Source organism: Winkia sp. C0117E2, assembly GCF_056590455.1.
Genome location: NZ_JBWPWD010000005.1, coordinates 82,518 through 100,265, shown reverse-complemented (window position 1 = coordinate 100,265; position 17,748 = coordinate 82,518). Strand labels below are relative to the sequence as shown.

Annotated in this window: 15 protein-coding genes; 5 read left to right on the top strand and 10 right to left on the bottom strand. The window is 58.5% G+C overall.

Annotated elements, in window-relative coordinates:
* Nucleotides 1–65: 65 nt before the first annotated feature.
* The 8 genes from AC1EKG_RS07770 to AC1EKG_RS07735 all read right to left on the bottom strand — a co-directional run bounded on the left by AC1EKG_RS07770 (nucleotide 66) and on the right by AC1EKG_RS07735 (nucleotide 8,928).
* Nucleotides 66–605 carry a YagU family protein gene (locus AC1EKG_RS07770; protein WP_101485831.1) on the bottom strand — a complete coding sequence of 180 codons (540 nt, stop codon included), beginning with the start codon at nucleotides 603–605 and terminating at the stop codon, nucleotides 66–68.
* A 127-nt stretch (nucleotides 606–732) separates the two neighbouring features.
* Nucleotides 733–1,953 (bottom strand): MFS transporter, encoded by a 1,221-nt coding sequence (locus AC1EKG_RS07765; RefSeq protein WP_065420904.1) that lies wholly within the window; start codon nucleotides 1,951–1,953, stop codon nucleotides 733–735.
* On the bottom strand, nucleotides 1,953–2,966 hold the full coding sequence (locus AC1EKG_RS07760; protein WP_004808023.1) for a LacI family DNA-binding transcriptional regulator: 1,014 nt from the start codon (nucleotides 2,964–2,966) through the stop codon (nucleotides 1,953–1,955). The genes AC1EKG_RS07765 and AC1EKG_RS07760 overlap by 1 nt, the downstream gene beginning before the upstream one ends.
* A gap of 20 nt (nucleotides 2,967–2,986) precedes the next feature.
* Nucleotides 2,987–4,651: a glycoside hydrolase family 13 protein gene (locus tag AC1EKG_RS07755; RefSeq protein WP_481067803.1), complete on the bottom strand. Its 1,665-nt coding sequence runs from the start codon at nucleotides 4,649–4,651 to the stop codon at nucleotides 2,987–2,989.
* Nucleotides 4,652–4,669: 18 nt separating this feature from the next.
* A complete protein-coding gene (locus tag AC1EKG_RS07750) occupies nucleotides 4,670–5,515 on the bottom strand; it encodes a carbohydrate ABC transporter permease (RefSeq protein WP_070424934.1) in 846 nt (281 codons plus the stop codon).
* Nucleotides 5,512–6,576 (bottom strand): carbohydrate ABC transporter permease, encoded by a 1,065-nt coding sequence (locus tag AC1EKG_RS07745; RefSeq protein ID WP_070424935.1) that lies wholly within the window; start codon nucleotides 6,574–6,576, stop codon nucleotides 5,512–5,514. Before AC1EKG_RS07745 ends, AC1EKG_RS07750 begins: the two co-directional genes overlap by 4 nt.
* 11 nt (nucleotides 6,577–6,587) lie before the next feature.
* Nucleotides 6,588–7,883: an ABC transporter substrate-binding protein gene (locus AC1EKG_RS07740; RefSeq protein WP_070424936.1), complete on the bottom strand. Its 1,296-nt coding sequence runs from the start codon at nucleotides 7,881–7,883 to the stop codon at nucleotides 6,588–6,590.
* Between the two features lie 136 nt (nucleotides 7,884–8,019).
* Complete coding sequence (locus tag AC1EKG_RS07735; protein WP_141740496.1) at nucleotides 8,020–8,928, bottom strand: LppM family (lipo)protein; 909 nt, start codon at nucleotides 8,926–8,928, stop codon at nucleotides 8,020–8,022.
* Nucleotides 8,929–9,138: 210 nt separating this feature from the next.
* On the opposite strand from AC1EKG_RS07735, the gene deoD reads away from it, so the two are divergent.
* The 5 genes from deoD to AC1EKG_RS07710 all read left to right on the top strand — a co-directional run bounded on the left by deoD (nucleotide 9,139) and on the right by AC1EKG_RS07710 (nucleotide 15,202).
* Nucleotides 9,139–9,858, top strand: a complete 720-nt coding sequence (gene deoD / locus AC1EKG_RS07730; RefSeq protein WP_070424964.1) for a purine-nucleoside phosphorylase — start codon at nucleotides 9,139–9,141, stop codon at nucleotides 9,856–9,858.
* Nucleotides 9,855–11,267: an MFS transporter gene (locus tag AC1EKG_RS07725; RefSeq protein ID WP_070424938.1), complete on the top strand. Its 1,413-nt coding sequence runs from the start codon at nucleotides 9,855–9,857 to the stop codon at nucleotides 11,265–11,267. The genes deoD and AC1EKG_RS07725 overlap by 4 nt, the downstream gene beginning before the upstream one ends.
* Nucleotides 11,264–11,914: a deoxyribose-phosphate aldolase gene (gene deoC / locus AC1EKG_RS07720; protein ID WP_083285962.1), complete on the top strand. Its 651-nt coding sequence runs from the start codon at nucleotides 11,264–11,266 to the stop codon at nucleotides 11,912–11,914. The genes AC1EKG_RS07725 and deoC overlap by 4 nt, the downstream gene beginning before the upstream one ends.
* Nucleotides 11,914–13,554, top strand: coding sequence for a phospho-sugar mutase (locus tag AC1EKG_RS07715; protein ID WP_070424939.1), 1,641 nt, complete (start codon nucleotides 11,914–11,916; stop codon nucleotides 13,552–13,554). The genes deoC and AC1EKG_RS07715 overlap by 1 nt, the downstream gene beginning before the upstream one ends.
* Before the next feature lie 154 nt (nucleotides 13,555–13,708).
* Nucleotides 13,709–15,202, top strand: coding sequence for a peptide MFS transporter (locus tag AC1EKG_RS07710; protein ID WP_070424940.1), 1,494 nt, complete (start codon nucleotides 13,709–13,711; stop codon nucleotides 15,200–15,202).
* 103 nt (nucleotides 15,203–15,305) lie between these two features.
* On the opposite strand, the gene AC1EKG_RS07705 is transcribed toward AC1EKG_RS07710, so the two are convergent.
* Together AC1EKG_RS07705 and AC1EKG_RS07700 are read right to left on the bottom strand one after the other, a co-directional pair.
* Entirely contained in the window at nucleotides 15,306–16,007 is a 702-nt protein-coding gene (locus tag AC1EKG_RS07705) for a MarR family winged helix-turn-helix transcriptional regulator (protein WP_053086216.1), read from the bottom strand.
* 248 nt (nucleotides 16,008–16,255) lie between these two features.
* Nucleotides 16,256–17,725, bottom strand: a complete 1,470-nt coding sequence (locus tag AC1EKG_RS07700) for a catalase (protein ID WP_239659979.1) — start codon at nucleotides 17,723–17,725, stop codon at nucleotides 16,256–16,258.
* Between the last annotated feature and the right edge of the window lie 23 nt (nucleotides 17,726–17,748).

Here is a 17,748-nt window from a genome sequence, read left to right as displayed (position 1 = left end):
GGCTGTGGGCTAATATCGCCGCTAGCACCGACACGTGTGGGTGGGTGCTAGCGGCGAGCGGAAAGTCATGCAGCGCGCACTTCCGGCCTCGGATCAGGTTCTCCGGTGATCCGGTTGCGCAGATCGCGACGGACAATCTCTATGGACCACAGCCAGACAATGTGTCCGAAGAATTCCGAGAAGTGCTCTGCAAAAGGCTGATTCCAAGGCGCGGGAACAATACCGAGGGCGGGCATTAGTAGAACGTGGAACAGCACGTAGACCACAATGCCGAAGGCTGCGCCCTGCCACAGGGTGACCTTCGTGTTCACTTCTGCTAGCAGGCAGTAGAGCACCGCGAAGAAGATCGCGAACGAGAAGTGAATCAGGAACGAGTAGATGGGCAACGCATTGCCGTTGTAAGTGACGGAAGTATGCGACGCTTCGGGGGACATACCCAACATTTCCAGGGTGGATTGGGGCGGGTTAGTCGCATTGCGTTCTGGAGTGCGCGGAGGGAAGGGAACCTCCCAGCCGAATTTCACGATTGCCGAGAAGAAACCGCCAATGATGCCTACGAGGGCGGCAACTTTGTAGTTGCGTTGGGCGGGATTAGTGGTGATCATTAGTCCTCACTCTATTTTGGTGAGCAAGAGCGCAGTGAGTGACTTTCAAATGCGGCGAGCGCTCGTCGCATCCCGAGCGACAGCGCTGCAGTCCTTGCGGCTCGGCGAACTGCCGGGTCGCAGGTGATCATATCCTTTGTTTGGTTTGGGCAGCTAATACAAACGAGGACGCAATTACTGCCAATCCGGCGAAGGGAAGGGCCCACAGGCTTACTCGGACGCCGAAGATGTCGACGATTTTGCCGATTAGTGGGGGAGAGGCAAGGAAGGCGACGCGCATTAGCCAAGCTAATACGGCAAGTCCGGTACCTGGACGCAGGCCGGGAATGTCGTCTGCCGCGTTCATTGCGATCGGCACTATGGTTGCCGATCCGAAACCTGCCAGTGCCAGTCCGGTAACCGTGGTGAAGGCAGAGGGGAAAAGCATGGACGCGAACATGCCTACGGTGATTAGTAGCCCGCCGAGGCCGATCACGGTGCGCGGCCCCCAGTTGTCGATCATGCGGTCGCCAACCATGCGGCCAATTAGCTGGGCGGCGAACGCGGCCACGTATGCGCTCCCTGCCAACGCGGCGGAAATGCCAAGGAAATCGCGCATGTATAGGGTGGCCCAGGCCTGGGCGTTGTCCTCTACCAGGGCGCCTGCGATTGATAGGAAAATCAGTGCGGCCAAGGCCAGGATGGGGGATATGCGGATGGTATGCACTGCCGCTGCGTTCGCTTCCTCTTCCGCATTTTGCCCCTCCGGTCCGGGAAGGGTGTACCTGAGCGCCACCTGTCCTAGCAGCGCGAATAGGCCACCGGCTAGCAGCATGTGCCACCCGATTGGCAGCCCCACGGCAATGGCCACGGATGCCAGTAGCCCGCCTGCAACAACACCACCGGACCAGGCGGCATGGAAGGAATTGATGATTGAGCGGCCGTACCGTTTTTGTACTCGTAACCCGTGCGCGTTCTGGCCCACATCCACGTTGGCATCGCAGAAGCCGCAGGCGAAGAAGCTGGCAGCGAAGGCCGCATACCCTATGCCGATGCCTAGCCACCCGGCCTCGCTAAATGACACTAAGAACCCGGCTAGAGCGAACAGGACCCCTAAAATGGCGGTTCCGGAGGCAGCAACCCGCGCCGAGCCCCATTTGCGAATTGCCCAGGCAGTAATGGCTCCCCCGCACATGCCGCCCAGGGGAAATAGGGCGACCGTGAGCCCGTAGGTGGAACCGCTCAGCTCGAAAACGTCTTTTATGGCCGGGTAGCGGGGTACCATGCCCGCCATCAGCGCTCCATTGGTAAAGAAGAGGGCGGTTACTGCCGCCCTTGCTTGTCGTGTTTGTGCTGTTACTTGTTGCATTATGCTCCTGGGCCGCTCTTGGCCTTGGTGAGGGTTCCTCGATCTATCAAAAGAGGTGGGTACATTTTTGAGCGCACCGCCTTGTGCGGGGCCAGTGCGAGGCGAATAGTGTGCGCCCCCATTTCCTTTCGAGGCCCGGACACCTCGGTAAACATGGGGGGAATATAGGGGTGGAATCGGGCCTCGCCGCCCAGAGCGATTACCGAATAATCAACCCCTAGGGCAAGGCCGCGATCCTTTAGGACGGTTACCGCAACGGCTGCTAACTCCCCGTTTTCGGCAAGTAGCAGCGTGGGCGCATCCGGCTGGCATAAGCAGTCGGCCACGTCCAGGGCGTAGCTCGGGTGAGTGGGGACGCACATTTCGCGCACGCTGATCCCGCTTGCCCGGCAGGCAGCAATGGCGGAAGTAGCAATGGTGCGGCCGGTGCGGGGCACCGAACCGTCCGTGGCCACGTCGCGCGTGAGTAGCAAGGCGTTGCGGTGGCCGTATTTTGCCCCTTTGGCTACGGCCATTCTTCCCACCGCCGCGAAGTCAGATTCGACGTAGGGCAACCCTCCGCGGCGTCCCGTCAGCCCCAGCATTACGCCCGGGAAATGCTCTTCCAACATGACCTGTTCGCGCCAGTCATCCGTGGACACGTCCATCAGAATCATTGTGTCTACCACGCGCGAGCGCAGGAATCGCCTAAAGGCTTCACTGTCCGAGCCGGTTAGGAACGGCAGTACCAGTGAGGCGCCAACCTTCTGCACCTCCGAGTGCATTCCCGCCATGTATTCGGTGGCAATGGAATCCACCCCATACACTGCCGGAATTGTGTGCAGGCCGATCGTGCGCACAGACCGCGACGCCAGCGCACTGGCAGTGGCATTGGGGACATACCCTAACGCCTCGATGGTGGCTAGGACGCGCTCGCGGGTGGCCGCCGAGGTGGGGCGGCGTCCGGAAAGTACGTAGGAAACGGTAGAGGGCGACACCCCGGCCGCGCGAGCCACGTCCTGCCTGGTGACCATTGGTGTCGCCCTCTTTTCCGCTACTTCAGGTGTACCCAGATGGCGCTGTCGCGCTCCAGGTGTACCTTGCCGTCTTCGACAGTGGCGCCCTTGGTGGCCACCACTGCTTCGCCCTCGATGTCAAGGGCGGCGTCCTCTCCCAGGTTCAGTGCCACTAGTACCTGCCCGTTGGTAAAGGCCAGCACGTCCTTAGGCGAGTCGACCCACTGCAGGTCGCCCGTGCCCATGGAAAATGCCCTGCGCTGGGACAGGAGGTGACGGTAGTGCGCCAGCGGCGAGGCCGAATCCTGCTCCTGCAGGTCGGCTGCCAACTCTGCCCACAATTCCGGCTGCGGCAACCACGGGGTGCCGGTGCCGAAACCGTAGTTCTTGGCGTCGTGAACCCACGGCAGCGGGATGCGGCAGCCGTCGCGGCCGGGAACGCGCTTGCCGGTACGGAACCAGGTGGGATCCTGGCGGGCATCGTCATCCAGGGTGGTGTGCTCGGGAAGACCCAGTTCTTCACCCTGGTAGATGTAGGCGCCGCCGGGCAGGCCCATCATGAACGTGGTGGCCGCGAGCGCGCGGCGGAGGCCTAGTTCGCGATCCGGCTGCGGATCCGAGGCGCTGATGCCCGACTCGGTGTCGTAGCCCGCCTCGTAGCCCAGCCTGGTCGCGTGCCGGACTACGTCATGGTTGGACAGTACCCAGGTGACGGGCGCGCCGACCTTGCCAAATTCGGTGCGGGTGGTGTCGATGACCTGCCGCAGTTCTGCCGCCTGCCACGGAGCCTTCAGGTAGGCGAAGTTGAATGCCTGGCTCATTTCGTCTTCGCGCACGTACTTAGCGGTACGCGACAGTGGGTCCACCCACGCTTCGGCCACCAGCATGCGGTCGCGGCCGAATTCGTCCAATACCTTGCGCCACTCGCGGTAGATCTCGTGGACCCCGTCCTGGTCGTAGTAGGGTTCCACGTTCTTGCCGCTAGTTTTTTCCGGATTCCAGCGATCCGGTCCGATCGTGTCGTCGGGCAGTCCTTCGGCCTTTACGAGGCCGTGGGCCACGTCGACGCGGAAACCGTCGGTACCCTTTTCGCACCAGAACCGGAGGTAGTTCCTAAATAGTTCGTGTACCTGCGGGTTCTTCCAGTTGAAGTCCGGCTGTTCCGGATCGAACAGGTGCAGGTACCACCAGCCGCGGTCCTCTTCCTTGCCGGTGCGCAGGTCCACCTTGGACCAGGCGGGTCCGCCAAACATGGAACCCCAGTTGTTGGGAGCCCCGTCTTCGCTGTAACGGAAGATGTAGCGGTCGCGTTCGGGCGAGTTCGGCCCGGCAGCTAGTGCCTCCTTGAACCACTTATGGTCCGAGGACGAATGGTTCGGCACCACGTCGATGATCACCTTTATGCCCAGGGCGTGGGCGCGAGAGACCAACTTGTCGTAGTCGGCCAGGGTGCCATAGTCCGGGTTGATGTCGAAGTAGTCCGCAACGTCGTAGCCAGCATCTGCCTGCGGCGAGGGGTAAAACGGCGATACCCAGATCGCATCTACCCCCAGTTTGGCCAGGTAGTCTAGCTTCGAAATGATGCCAGGCAGATCCCCCAGGCCGTCTGCCCCCGAGTCCGCGAAGGATCGTGGGTAGACCTGGTAGATTACTGCGCTGCGCCACCACTGATCCATGTCCGGGCGCATAGTGGTATCGGTCAAGATTCCCCCTCCTAGGTTCTATTGTTTGACGCCACCGGCGGCTAGGCCGGCTACGATTCGGCGTTGGAATAGCAGTACAAGGATCACTAGCGGGATAGTGACTATCACGCCTGCCGCCATCTGTGATCCGAACGGGGTCTCAAAACCGCTGACCCCGCCAAATTTAGAGATAGCCACGGGGGCTGTTTGCATCTCGGGCTTGTTGATCATCGTAACGGCGATCAGGAATTCATTCCAGGTGTTGATGAATACGATGATCGCGGTGGTGAACACGCCTGGGGCGGCAATGGGCAGGATGACTCTGCGGAATGCCTGCCCGGGGGTGCACCCGTCTACCATTGCGGCCTGCTCTAGTTCGCGTGGCATCTGCTTGAAGAAGCTGGTCAGATTCCACACTGCCAGAGGCAAAGCGAAGGATAGGTCGGGCAGGATCATAGCCTGGTAGGTGTTGATCCATCCCCATGCGGTGAACAGTTTTAGCAGCGGCACAACGATTGCCACTAGTGGGAACATCGAGGTGGCGATCACAATTGTCAAGATGATTGATTTTCCAGGAAATTCCAGTCGCGCCAGGGCGTATGCGGTGACGGTCGCGATGATTAGGGCTAGCACGGTGGTTAGACCTGCCACTAGCACCGAGTTCAGCAGCGACCTGCCGAATTGGCGCGACGGGTCGAACACCTGCGTGTAGTTTTCCATGCTTAGCGTCTTCGGCCACAGGGTCGTGTCGAAGATGTCTTTAGTGGGGCGAAGCGACGAGACGATCATCCAGTAGAAGGGCGCCAGACAGAAGATGACTATGGTGGCGATCCCTATCCACGAGGACGTGTTGGACAGTCCCACTTTTAGCTTTGAGTCCTTCATCGGGTCTGCTCCTTCCCAGAAGCGTTGGCAACTCTGGTAACGCTGCTACCCTTTTGGGCCGCGCTAATTTCGGCTGGCCTGGTTGATGTGATTGACTTTTTCGACCTCTTGAAGAATTGCGATAGTCGCAGTTTGGAACCGGAGTTTGGTTCGTCTACCAGCTCTGCGCCCAGTACCTTGACGAAGGCGAAGGCGATCATGAATACGTAGATGAACAGCACAACTGCGTAGGCCGCTGCACTGCCGTAGCGCAGGTTTGAGGCGTCGTCTTGCACCAGCATCGACAGGGTTTCTACCGAAGCTTTGCGCGGACCGATCAGAATGTAGGGAAGGTCGAACATGCGCAGCGCGTCGAGCATGCGGAACAGTACCGCTACTACGAGGGCGGGTTTCACTAGCGGCAGCGTAATGGTCATGAACCTGCGCCAGGCACTCGCACCGTCAATCTTGGCGGCCTCGTAGACGTCGTCGGGGATGACCTGAAGACCCGCAAGTGTTAGCAGCCCGATGAAGGGTGCTGTCTTCCAGGTGTCAGCGATGATGATCGCAAACTTTGCCGGCCAGTCCGAAGTTGCCCACAGGATTTGCGTGTTGAACAGGGCGTTTGCGGCGCCGTGCGCGTCAAAGATCCACTTCCACAGCACTGCGGAAACAGCGGTAGGAATGGCCCAGGGGACCAAGATTGCGGCTCGCACTAGGCCGCGTCCCTTCATGGCCTTGTGCATGATCAAGGCCATTGCCACACCCAACACGGTTTCGATCGCTACCGTGACAGTGGCGAAGAAAGTGGTGTTCCAGAAAGCGTTCCAGAAGCGGGAGCCGGTGTCGCCGCGGAAGATGTTGACATAGTTTTCCAAGCCGACGAACGGTTCGCTGTCGCGGACGAAGCCCGTGGATGGGTCAATGCCGCGAAAGCCCCACAGGGATTGGTAGAGGGCGGAAATGGTGGGGAACAAGATGACGATGGCAATGACGATGATGGTGGGGGAAACCAGCCATCCGGCTAGTTTCGCCTGCGCCTTCCCCGAATCGGTCAATGCCAGTGATTTAGATTTTGCCATGGCAGTTTCCTTTACTTCCCCGAGGTCATTTTGGTTAGCTTCTTTGCCAACCCGTCCAGGGCCGGACCCGTTTCGGTTTCACCTTTCAGCACCGGGAATACGGCGTCCTGAATGGTGGTGGAAACATCCCCGTAGTTGTAAACCTGCGGGCGGGGCACTGCGCTCTCGATGGATTTCTTCAGTGACGGCAGGTAGGGGAATTGTTTGATCAGGCTCGGGTCGTCGTAGAGCGAGGTGTAGATAGGAGCCAAAGTGGTTTCGGTTAGGAGCCGCTTCTGGATGGGCTCCGAGGTGTACCACTTGATGAAGTCCAGGGCAGTGGCCCTGTTCTTGCAGTAGGAAGAGATAGCCGCGTTGTGCCCGCCTAGAGAGGAGGTGCCGCCCTCGGGCTTGTCTGCGGTAAAGCCAGGCATGGGGGCAACGCCCATCTTGTCGCCCAGTTTTTCCTTGCTGAGGGCGTATTGGTACGGCCAGTTGCGGTAGTACAGGACGCGCTCTGATTCAAAGGCGTTGCGGCCTTCTTCTTCCTTGTAAGTTAGTGATTCTTTGGGGATGAAGCCGCTCTTGAAACCGTCGGCGATAACTTTTAGCCCCTTCTTCGCTTCGGGGGAGTTGACCTTGACTTTGCCGTCCTTGTCAACCGTCTGGCCGCCGAAGGCGTGAATGGCTTCGTCCGCATTTACGGTTAGGCCTTCGTATTTGGCGAATTGGCCGGCGTAGCAGCCAATGTCTTTGTGGCCCGGAAGAGCCCGGACTGCATTGCAGCCTTTCTTCATGTCATCCCAGGTCTTGGGGGCTTTGGTAATGCCCGCCTTTTGCAGAAGGTCTTTGCGGTAGAACAAGATGCCGCCATCGGAGCCGTGCGGCATAGCGAAGAGCTGACCGCGGTACATGCCGGTCTGCCACACCGGAGGAAGGATCTTTTCCTTAGGGAATTGGTTTTCGGGTAGCGGCAGAATCCATCGGTAGGCAGCAAATTCCGCCATCCACACGTTGTCTAGAGATAGTACACAGAACGAATCGGACTTGGTCTGCGCGTTTTGCACCATCGAATTGCGTTGCTGGTCCGCTTCGGAGGATAGTTCAATCATGGTCACGCGCTCTTTGGGGTGGGCCTTATTCCAGTCCTCGAGCATCGGTGCTAGTTTGCCGGAGTTGTCTTTGCCCTGCACGTATGTGATGGGGCCTCGGCCTTCGATCTTTCCTGATTTGATGTCTTCTTCACTTACCGTATTGCCGCCGCACGCTGTAAGTGCTAGTGCAGCGCAAGCGGCCAAAGCGCCAAGTGAGAGCGCTTTTGTCTTCATCTCCGCGTAACTCCTTTGTTAATCGGGACGGGGTGTCGTACGCCTTCTCGACGCGCGTCGACCATTCCAGTGTAGCCCTTTGGGTGCGGAGGTTGTAAAGCCTAAAAAGGGATCTCCTCTTAGTTTTCCTTTGCGGCTACTTTTTCTTGTTCTTCATTGCCGAGCTAGCGCGCTCCGCCGTCTTCTTCGCGAACTTACTGGTAGAAGTGAAGGCTTTTCTAGTTGCCTTAGCGGTCGTAGAGCCCGCCCTCTTCACGCCTCTCCCCATGGAACGGCCGACCTTTGTTGCGCCCTGCCTGCCTTTAGTGCCACTTTGGCGCAATAGTTCCTTCGCTTTGTCGAGGGCGGCGATGATCTTAGGTCTGGTAGGAATCCAAAATGCGCGCCACCGCTGCTGAATATTCTTAAAGGAATCGGGCCTGCCAAGTGCTCTTGAAGTGCCTAGAGCGGAAAGTAACACAAGCGCGGTTAGGGCCCAGATGACTACCTGCGACAGCGAAAAGCCGGCATTGTCGCGCCCTTCAACAGCGAAACCGGTATTAAGTACGCGCGGGTTAGTCCAGGTCACGGTGTTGCCGTCTGCCTTGGCCCCGTAGGAACCGGAAATGTCGGTGACCGGCCCGGGGAAGGTGATCGAGAACTTGAATTGCGCGCCCTCGACAATGCTGGAGTAAGAAGGGTCCCCCGGCAAGGACACGCGGTAGCGGCCGCTGTAGTGCTTGATGGTTACGAAAGGCGAACCAGAGTTAGCGATCGGCTGCGGCTTGGTGAAGTCGATGACGCAGTTGATCTCTTGTTTGGTGGATTTGTCTTCCACGCGCGTCTGCCCTTGTCCGCCCGCTTGCAGCAGCAGGTTCTTTAGCGAAGTGCACGTCAGCTGACTACCGGCCTCGACAGGCACTGCCAGCGTGGAGTGCATCGTGTATGTCTGATCCGGATAGATATGCAGTGAAGTATCCGCTTCGCACCCACTCAGAACAACGGCACAAAGGCACAGTAATAGCGCGAGTAGGCCGAAGCGACGACGGGCGGAAGCAGTTCTCATGCTCTAAGCGTTCCACATTTTCCGCGCCTGCGGGTAATGGAATTGGCGCGCACGGGTTCGCCTGCGCCCACTTTGTGTCGGCACCAGGCAGGCAAAGAAAAGTGGCTCTACCTGGGAAAGGTGTAAAGGCAGCCGAAAGTGTTTAGTCTTCTAAGCGGACCGAAAGCCTAAGTTTTGGGCGCAATAACTCCGATTCGGAAGTACATCGTTATGCAGCAGACCCCGCACATCAACCCCACAGGACCAATAGCGAACACGGTACTAATGCCAGGAGACCCCCTGCGCGCAAAATTTATTGCCGAAACCTATTTGCGTGACGTAGTCCAATTCAACTCGGTGCGCGGGATGCTGGGCTTTACCGGCACGTATGAGGGGACTCAGGTTTCCGTGATGGGCTCTGGCATGGGGATCCCCTCCATCAGCCTATATGCCCACGAACTGATTCACTTCTTTGGGGTGCGCAATGTTATCCGGGTAGGTTCTTGTGGCGCTTTACAGCCCGACCTGGACTTATACGATGTGGTGGTGGCGTCCTCAGCTTCGACTGATTCAAATTTCATCAACCAGTTCAACCTGCCGGGAACCTATGCTCCCACCGCTTCCTGGGATTTGCTCGAGGGCGTATACCAGGAGTCGCTGCGCCAAGACACCCCGATTCACGTAGGTAATATCTTGTCCTCGGACGTGTTCTACAACTTCGACCAAACCGTGAATGAGCGGTGGGCGAAGATGGGCGTACTCGCCGTGGAAATGGAATCTGCCGGCCTGTATTCGGTAGCCGCCGAGGCCGGAGCTAACGCCCTCGGTATATTTACCGTCTCGGACAACATAGTCACGGGCGCGCACACCAGTGCCCAGGAACGCCAGGAGGCCTTCACTAAGATGATCGAACTGACCCTGCCCGTAGCAGCCAAGGAGGCCCAGAAGTGACTGCCGCAGCTAAGAGCGCAAAACTAAAGAGGTCGCCCTCACCGGAGGCTGCGGTCCCGATCATGCTGTTCACGTTCGTGTTCAGCCTGATCATTGACAATGGCTTCAAGTTCATGACTTCCTCGATGGGGCAGGCGCTGCACCTGAGTCTGAACCAGGTGTCACTGCAAGCATCCTTGGCGGGCATTCTGATCGGCATCGGGGCGGTTGTCTACGCGGCGCTGTCAGACTTCGTGCCCGTCCGCACCCTGATGTTGGCGGGCATTACGTTGGCTATCGTAGGATCCCTCCTGGGCTTCTTAGGGCAGGCTTCGTGGCCGCTCGTGCTGCTAGGACGCATCGTCCAAACTGCGGGGCTGGCTGCGGCGGAAACACTGTACGTCATTTACGTGACGAAGCAGCTGAGTGAGGCCCAGCAGAAAACCTATCTTGGTTTTTCGACGGCTGCCTTCCAGGCATCCACCCTCTTCGGGGCGTTGGCCAGCGGTTTCATGGCCACCTACGTGTCCTGGACTGCCATGTTCGCAATCCCGCTGATCCTGGTGTTCGCCATTCCAATTATTTTGCGTACCGTCCCCGCGGACGAAGAACTACAAACCGGCAAGGTGGACTGGATCGGACTGGCGCTGATCGCCATCTTCGCCTCCTCGCTGATCATGTTCATGCAGGAATTTAAGATTGTCTGGCTGGCGCCAACCCTTTTAGGCATCGTCCTATTTGCCGTGCACGTAGCCAAGTCGCCCGCGGCGCTAGTGCACCCCCGCTTCTTCCGGAACGGGCGTTATATCTGGGCGCTGGTGTTTGTGTTCATCGTCTACTCGGTACAGCTCGGCTTCATCGTGTTGTTCCCCGCCGTTGCGCAGCAGGTACACGGTTACAAGGCTGCGGGTGCGTCCCTGCTGCTAGCGCCCGGTTATGTCGGCGCCATCTTGGTTGGAGTGGCTTCCGGTAAGATCGGCCAACTGCTGTCTACCCGCAAAGCAATCTACACTGCGGCCGCCTCTATTGTGATTGCGCTGCTGCTCATGGGCTTCTTCATGAAGGCTTCCCCGGCAGTGTTCGTCGTGGCCTCGCTGCTGTTCGCGTGCGGCTACGCCCTTATGTATGCCCCGCTACTGTCGTCTGCGCTAGCAAAGATTCCCGGCGAACAATCTGGCATTGCCGTTGGTTTCTATAACTTGACTGTGAACATTGCGATTCCGTTGGGCATTGCCTACAGCGCGAAGCTGGCCGACCTGCACCTGGAGCTTCCCGGGGTGCTCGGGGGCACGGGCGGATACGCGGCGGTCATGTTTATCCTGGCTGCGATAGCCCTGGTCGGTGCCATCATCTATGTGGTTGCCGATACAAACATGGCTCGAATTGAAAAGCGGAACCGGCAGCGCCGGACCCTACAGGAGGAAAAGTGAAACGTTCGGAATTAGCTCGCATGATCGATCACACCTTGCTGAAGCCTGAAGCAACCCCCGCGGACTTTGAGGCTCTAGGCAAGGAGGCCGCCCGGCTGGGCACCTATTCCGTGTGCGTTTCGCCCTCGGCTCTACCACTTTCTGTTCCCGAGGGCGTGCACGTGGCCACCGTCTGCGGCTTCCCCTCAGGGGCTGTAAAGCCGCAGATCAAGGCTGCAGAGGCGGCACAGGCTGTCAGCGATGGTGCCGAAGAAGTTGACATGGTGATCAACGTGGGCAACGCCAAGGCAGGTAATTACGCCCAGATCGAGGACGAAATTGCGCAGGTGCGCGCTGCTATCCCCGCCGCGGTGTTGAAAGTGATCATAGAATCAGCAGCCCTAACCGACGAGCAGATTGTGGCCGTCTGTGAGGCCGCTGTAGCCGCTGGCGCTGATTTCGTAAAAACTTCTACCGGATTCCACCCAGCCGGAGGTGCTAGCGAACACGCCGTGGCGCTGATGGCAAAGACTGTGGCCGGCAAGGCCGGGGTGAAAGCATCGGGCGGCATTCGCACGGCCGAAGCGGCACAGAAAATGGTGGCTGCAGGAGCCACCCGCCTAGGTCTATCGGCGTCGGCAAAAATCCTGCAGGAAATGGCGGACTAATGCAGCTACTAGCCAGGGCAAAACAGTGGGCACAGGCAGATCCCGACCCGGCCACCAAGGAAGAACTACTCCGGCTCATAGAGGCCGCCCAGGCTGGTGACAAAGATGCGAAAGGCCAGTTGAAGGACGCATTTTCTGGGCCTTTGCAATTTGGCACGGCGGGGCTGCGCGGCGCCCTCGGCCCCGGCGAGTCGCGCATGAACGAAGCGGTAGTGGTGCGCGCTACCGCGGGGCTGATGTCCTGGCTGAACAGCAAAGTTGCAACCCCCAGGGTGGTAATTGGGTGCGATGCGCGCTACGGCTCTGCCCAACTTGCCTCAGCAGCTGCCGAGGTCGTTAGCGCGGCCGGCGGCGAAGCGCTCAAGCTGGCCCCCGCACAACCCACTCCCATCACCGCCTTCGCCGTGCGGAAGTTGGGTGCCGACGCGGGAATCATGGTGACCGCCTCCCACAATCCTGCTCGCGACAACGGCTACAAGGTCTACCTTGGTGGCCGAATCGCCACCGGTCCAGCTCAGGGGGTGCAGATCATCTCGCCCGCCGACGCTCAGATCGCGGAGGCCATCGTTGCCGCCAAGCCTGCAAACCAAGTGCCGCGCTCGCGGCAGGGGATAGTGGCCGTGGACGTGGCCGAAGAATACCTACGAGCGGTGGTGGCTCCTTCCCCGCAGCAGGATTTAAAAATCGTGCTTACCCCCATGCACGGGGTGGGCGGCCCCCTGTGCCGAAAGGCGCTGCAGCGGGCTGGCTTCGCTGACGTAACCCTGGTGGCTGCGCAGGCGGATCCCGATCCTGACTTTCCGACCGTCGCCTTCCCCAATCCGGAAGAGGTCGGGGCGCTCGACCTGGCATTCGAAACCGCAACCCAGGTTGGCGCCGACCTAGTCATAGCGGTAGATCCGGATGCGGATCGCTGCGCCGTCGCAATACCCGCTGGCCAGGGGTTTAAACAACTATCAGGGGACGAGACTGGAGCCCTGTTGGGAAACGCCGTTGCGGCGCAAGGAGGCAGCGGTACCCTGGCAACTTCGATCGTGTCTTCGCGCCTACTCGGAGAGATAGCGCGTGCTAACGGGCTGGACTTTGTGCAGACTCTGACCGGCTTCAAATGGATAGCTCGTACCCCAAACCTGCTCTACGGTTACGAAGAAGCCATCGGCCACTGCCCGGCACCTGCCCTAGTGCGCGACAAGGACGGAATTGCCGCAGCGGTAGCCATTGCCAAGCTCGCTGCCAAACAGAAAAAAGCGGGCAATACTTTGCAAGATGCGCTCGACGAGCTGGCCCGTCGCTTCGGCCTGTACCAAACCGCACCGCTGACCTTCCGCGTAGACTCGCTCCCAGAAATTGAGCGGGCAATGGAGCGCCTCCGCCAAAATCCGCCCACCGCCCTCGCCGGAGCAGCAATAAGTAAGATCGAGGATCTTTCGAACGGTACTGACACGCTGCCGCCCGCAAATGTCCTAGTTTTGCAAACTGAAGCAAACGACCGGGTAGTGATCCGCCCCTCGGGAACCGAACCTAAGCTCAAGTGCTACCTAGAAGTAGTGTTGCCCGCAGGTGACGAAGTGCCCTATTTAGCCGCAAAACAACGGCTAGAACGGGTCCGTGCCGAGGTTAGTGCCGCGTGCGGACTGTGACAATAAATAAAGGTAAATTGTGACTAATGCTAACTAAGCTTAAAGAAAGTTTTGCATAGAAATAGCCTCTTTCAACGGAATATAAAGTACAGATATGGCCAAAATGTGGGTATAGTAAGGCAAATCTGAAATTGTTCCCAATCGCGGAGGTAACATGGCGAACGTCGCCGAGTCACAGTGGAATCCCCCAGGCAAACGATTTTTCGGGCATCCCCTAGGGCTGATGCCACTATTTACCACCGAAGCATTTGAGCGGTTCAGCTACTACTCGATGCGAGCCATACTGCTCTACTACCTGGTAGACACGCTGGCGAACGGTGGGCTGGCCCTTGACGACGCGATCGGCCAGTCGCTGGCACAGATCTATTCAGCTTCGGTGTTCCTACTGTCCGTCCTGGGCGGTTGGTTCGCAGACCGCGTGTGGGGGCCGCGACGGTCCACCCTGTACGGCGGACTAGTCATTATCGGCGGCCACATCTGCCTGGCCATCCCAATTGCCACTATGTCCTATATAGGCATCATCCTGGTGGCCCTGGGCACCGGCTTGCTAAAGCCGAACATTTCGGCAATGGTCGGAAACCTGTACCGCGACGACGATCCTAAGCGTGAGGCCGGCTTCTCGATCTTCTACATGGGCATCAACATTGGCTCTTTTATCTCCTCGTTCATTGTTGCTGCCGCCCGCAACTGGGGTGGCTACCACGCAGGCTTCTCGGTGGCCGCAGTAGGCATGGGCATAGCCCTCGTCTTCTACATTCAGGGACGCAAGTACCTGAACCCCAGCGTCGATGACGTTCCCAACCCGCTATCGCAGAGTGAACGTTCCCGCATGTGGGTACTGGTAGTAGGCATTATTGCTGGCCTGGCCCTGGTACTGATCCTGGTACACCTGGTGACCGGCAAAGACTGGTTGGTCAATGCGATAGACTCGTTAACGCTGTTGGCTCTGGCCGCACCTATCTGCTACTTCGTAGTGATGTTCCGCTCCAAGAAGGTTACTGTCGAGGAGCGCTCGCGACTGTCCGCCTTCATCCCACTGTTCGTAGCTGCAATGCTGTTCTGGATGATCTTCGAACAGGCTGCGTCCTCGATGGCCGCATTCGCCAAAGACGACACCAACCTGGCAGTAGCCGGCATCACCATCAACCCCGAGTGGTACCAGTCCATCAACCCGATGTTCATCGTGCTGCTATCGCCCCTGTTCGCAGCCCTTTGGACCAGGGTAGGTAGCCGCGTCCCCACCGCCGTGAAATTCACGATCGGTTTGGCGCTCGCCTCCTTGTCCTTCATCTGGTTGGGTGCATGGGCCAGCGTCTATTCCGGCGGAAAATCGCCCTGGTGGGTACTCGCCTTCACCTACGTAATCCAGACGGTTGGCGAGCTGTGTCTGTCGCCTGTGGGGCTAGCAGCCACCACATTGCTGGCACCTAGGGCATTCAAGAGCCAGGCGATGGCACTGTGGTTCCTATCTTCGGCCTCGGGCCAGGCAATCACCGCCCAGGTACTGCAGCATACCGGCAATCTGTCGAACACCACCGTGTTCGTTGGCACCGGCATTGTTTCCTTGGTCTTCACCCTGATCCTGGCATGCCTGACTCCGTGGATTGGGCGCCACATCAACGCTGGGATGAACGAAAACGCGGAATAGTCGGTTCCGGTAACTGAAAATATTGGCCCTCGACAGGTAAAAGCTCCTGTCGAGGGCCAATATTTATGTCTACGTCCCGACCAAACGGGGGAGCCCACTTTGTTTAGTGCCAGTGTCGCATGCGGCAGTGGTGCTTCCGAAAGCCTGGGCGGCCGAAGCCTAGCGGCCCCTCATGTGGGCCATCAAAACCGCGAGTTCCCATGTGTGGGTGGCCGAAGCGGCCGTGGCCGCGCTCGAAATCGGTGCGAGCGCACCGCACACGCTTAGCGAACTTGGGGTCTAAATCTTCTATCTTCTGCGTAATCCGTTCCAGATAGGAAACTAGGTCAGCCAGTTCCTCTTCGGTCAGCACGTCGAAGATCTGTTCTTCGCAAGAAGGCTGCTCTTTTTGTTCCTGCCTAGCTTTTGCGCCCTCTTCTGTCAACGATATGTCCATTGCGCGCCGATCAGATTCTGAGGGGGTGCGTTTTAGCAGTCCTTTCGATTCCAGCTTCGAGATTAGCTCGGCGGCACCTTGTCTGGACATTCCTAGCAGGTAGGTGAGCTCCTTCTGAGTCATTGTCTCCTTCATTGCCAGAAGGGCCAAGACGCGGCCCTGACCGTGTCTTGGATCAGCCCAAGGAGCGCGTCCGCTGCCGCGCCCGCGGCGCTTGTGCATCTGCCACATAGAAATGTAGCGGAGCTTTGCAGCTACCTGACCGCGCAGATCTTCCTCGTCCGATCCGGGGAAGGGGGGCTGGTCGTTCCTGTCGCCGTTAACGTCAGGGCAGTGACGTTCTGGCGAGCTATTGTTTTTGTTTACCATGCGAACTCCTATAAATGGCAAGCACTTGACTATCAAGTACTTGCTATAAAACATACGGACTTAAATAGTAACTGTCAAGTGCTTGCCTTTTGGGTGGCCTCGAAAACCTGAATAGCCGCATCCCGGGCATGGTTCGCTGCCCTACAAATAATCGTCGTTTAGAAGGGATTTCCCCTGGGGTGCGGCTTCTGCCGCACCCCAGGGGCAAATGTGCACTGTATCTACCCGTCCAGTGCGCAGGGAAGGAACTAGGCGCGCAAGCCCTTCTCGATGGCGGCGCCCACTTCCTGGTCAATGTTCTTCCAGTACTTGATCACGTTAGTGAGGACGGGCTCCTTGCCCTGCCCTTCGTTCAGCATGCCGACTACAGTGTCTACCAAGTCAGCGCGCTCCTGGTCGGTGTAAATGTTACGCACCAAATCGTGAGCCTGGCTGAAGTCGTCGTCCTCGGAATGCAAGGTGGCGGCGCTGCGGACCAGTTCTCCATCGCTCTGCCAAGAGGCCTCGTCTACGCCTCCAGCCTGCCCCCAGTCGCGACCGTACGAATTGGGGGCGTATACCGGAGCATCCCCGGAGTCCTCGAATGCCATCTGCCCGTCGAAAGTGTAGGCGTTCGTGTCTACCACAGGGCGGTTTACTGGCAGCTGTGCGTAGTTAGTGCCAATGCGGTTACGTTGGGCGTCCGCGTAGGCGAATGCGCGTCCCAGCAGCATCTTGTCTGGGGATAGGCCCGTGCCCGGAACAATGTTCGAGGGCGCAAATGCTGCCTGCTCGATCTGGGTGAAGAAGTTGGTCGGGTTCTGGTTCAGCGTGAACTTGCCAACCGGGATTAGTGGGTAATCCTTCTTAGAAATAGTCTTCGTCAGATCGAAGGGATTGAAGCGGTAGGTCTTCGCCTCCTCGTAAGGCATGATCTGGAAGTCCACGCGCCACGATGGGTATTCGCCCCGGTCAATGGCCTCGAATAGGTCCTGCCTGTGGAAGTCGGGGTCGGATCCGGCCAACTTTTCGGCCTCGTCGTTGGTCAAGTTCTGCACGCCCTGCTCGGTGTGGAAGTGCCAGCGCACCCAGAACAGTTCGCCCTCGGAATTGATCAGCGAGTAGGTGTGGGAAGAGTAGCCGTTCATGTGCCGGTAGGACTTCGGAATGCCGCGTGGCCCCATAAGGTAGGACACCTGATGGGCGCTCTCGGGGGACAGGGACCAGAAATCCCACTGCATGTTGTTGTCGCGCAAGCCCCTGTCGGGCAGGCGCTTTTGTGATCGGATGAAGTGAGGGAACTTCAGTGGGTCGCGCATGAAGAATGTAGGCGTATTGTTTCCCACCATGTCGAAGTTACCCTCTTGCGTGTAGAATTTAAGCGAGAATCCGCGCACGTCACGCCACGTATCTGGCGATCCCATTTCGCCAGCTACAGTAGAGAAGCGAGCAAGCATCGGAGTTTTCTTACCCTTTTGTAGAAAATCTGCGTGAGTGTACTTCGAAATGTCCTCGGTTACCTCGAAAACGCCAAACGCCCCTGACCCTTTAGCGTGAGGGCGCCGCTCCGGAACGTTCTCGCGGTTGAAGTGAGCTAGCGACTCCACCAGGTGAACGTCGTGCAACACGATTGGACCGTCCGGGCCCACGGTCAGCGAGTGCTCCTCGGACACTACTGGGGCACCAAAGTCCCCTGTAGGGTTCTTTTCTGGGTTCTTGGGCATGGCAACTCCGTTCATTTAGTGGAATATTTTTGCTACTA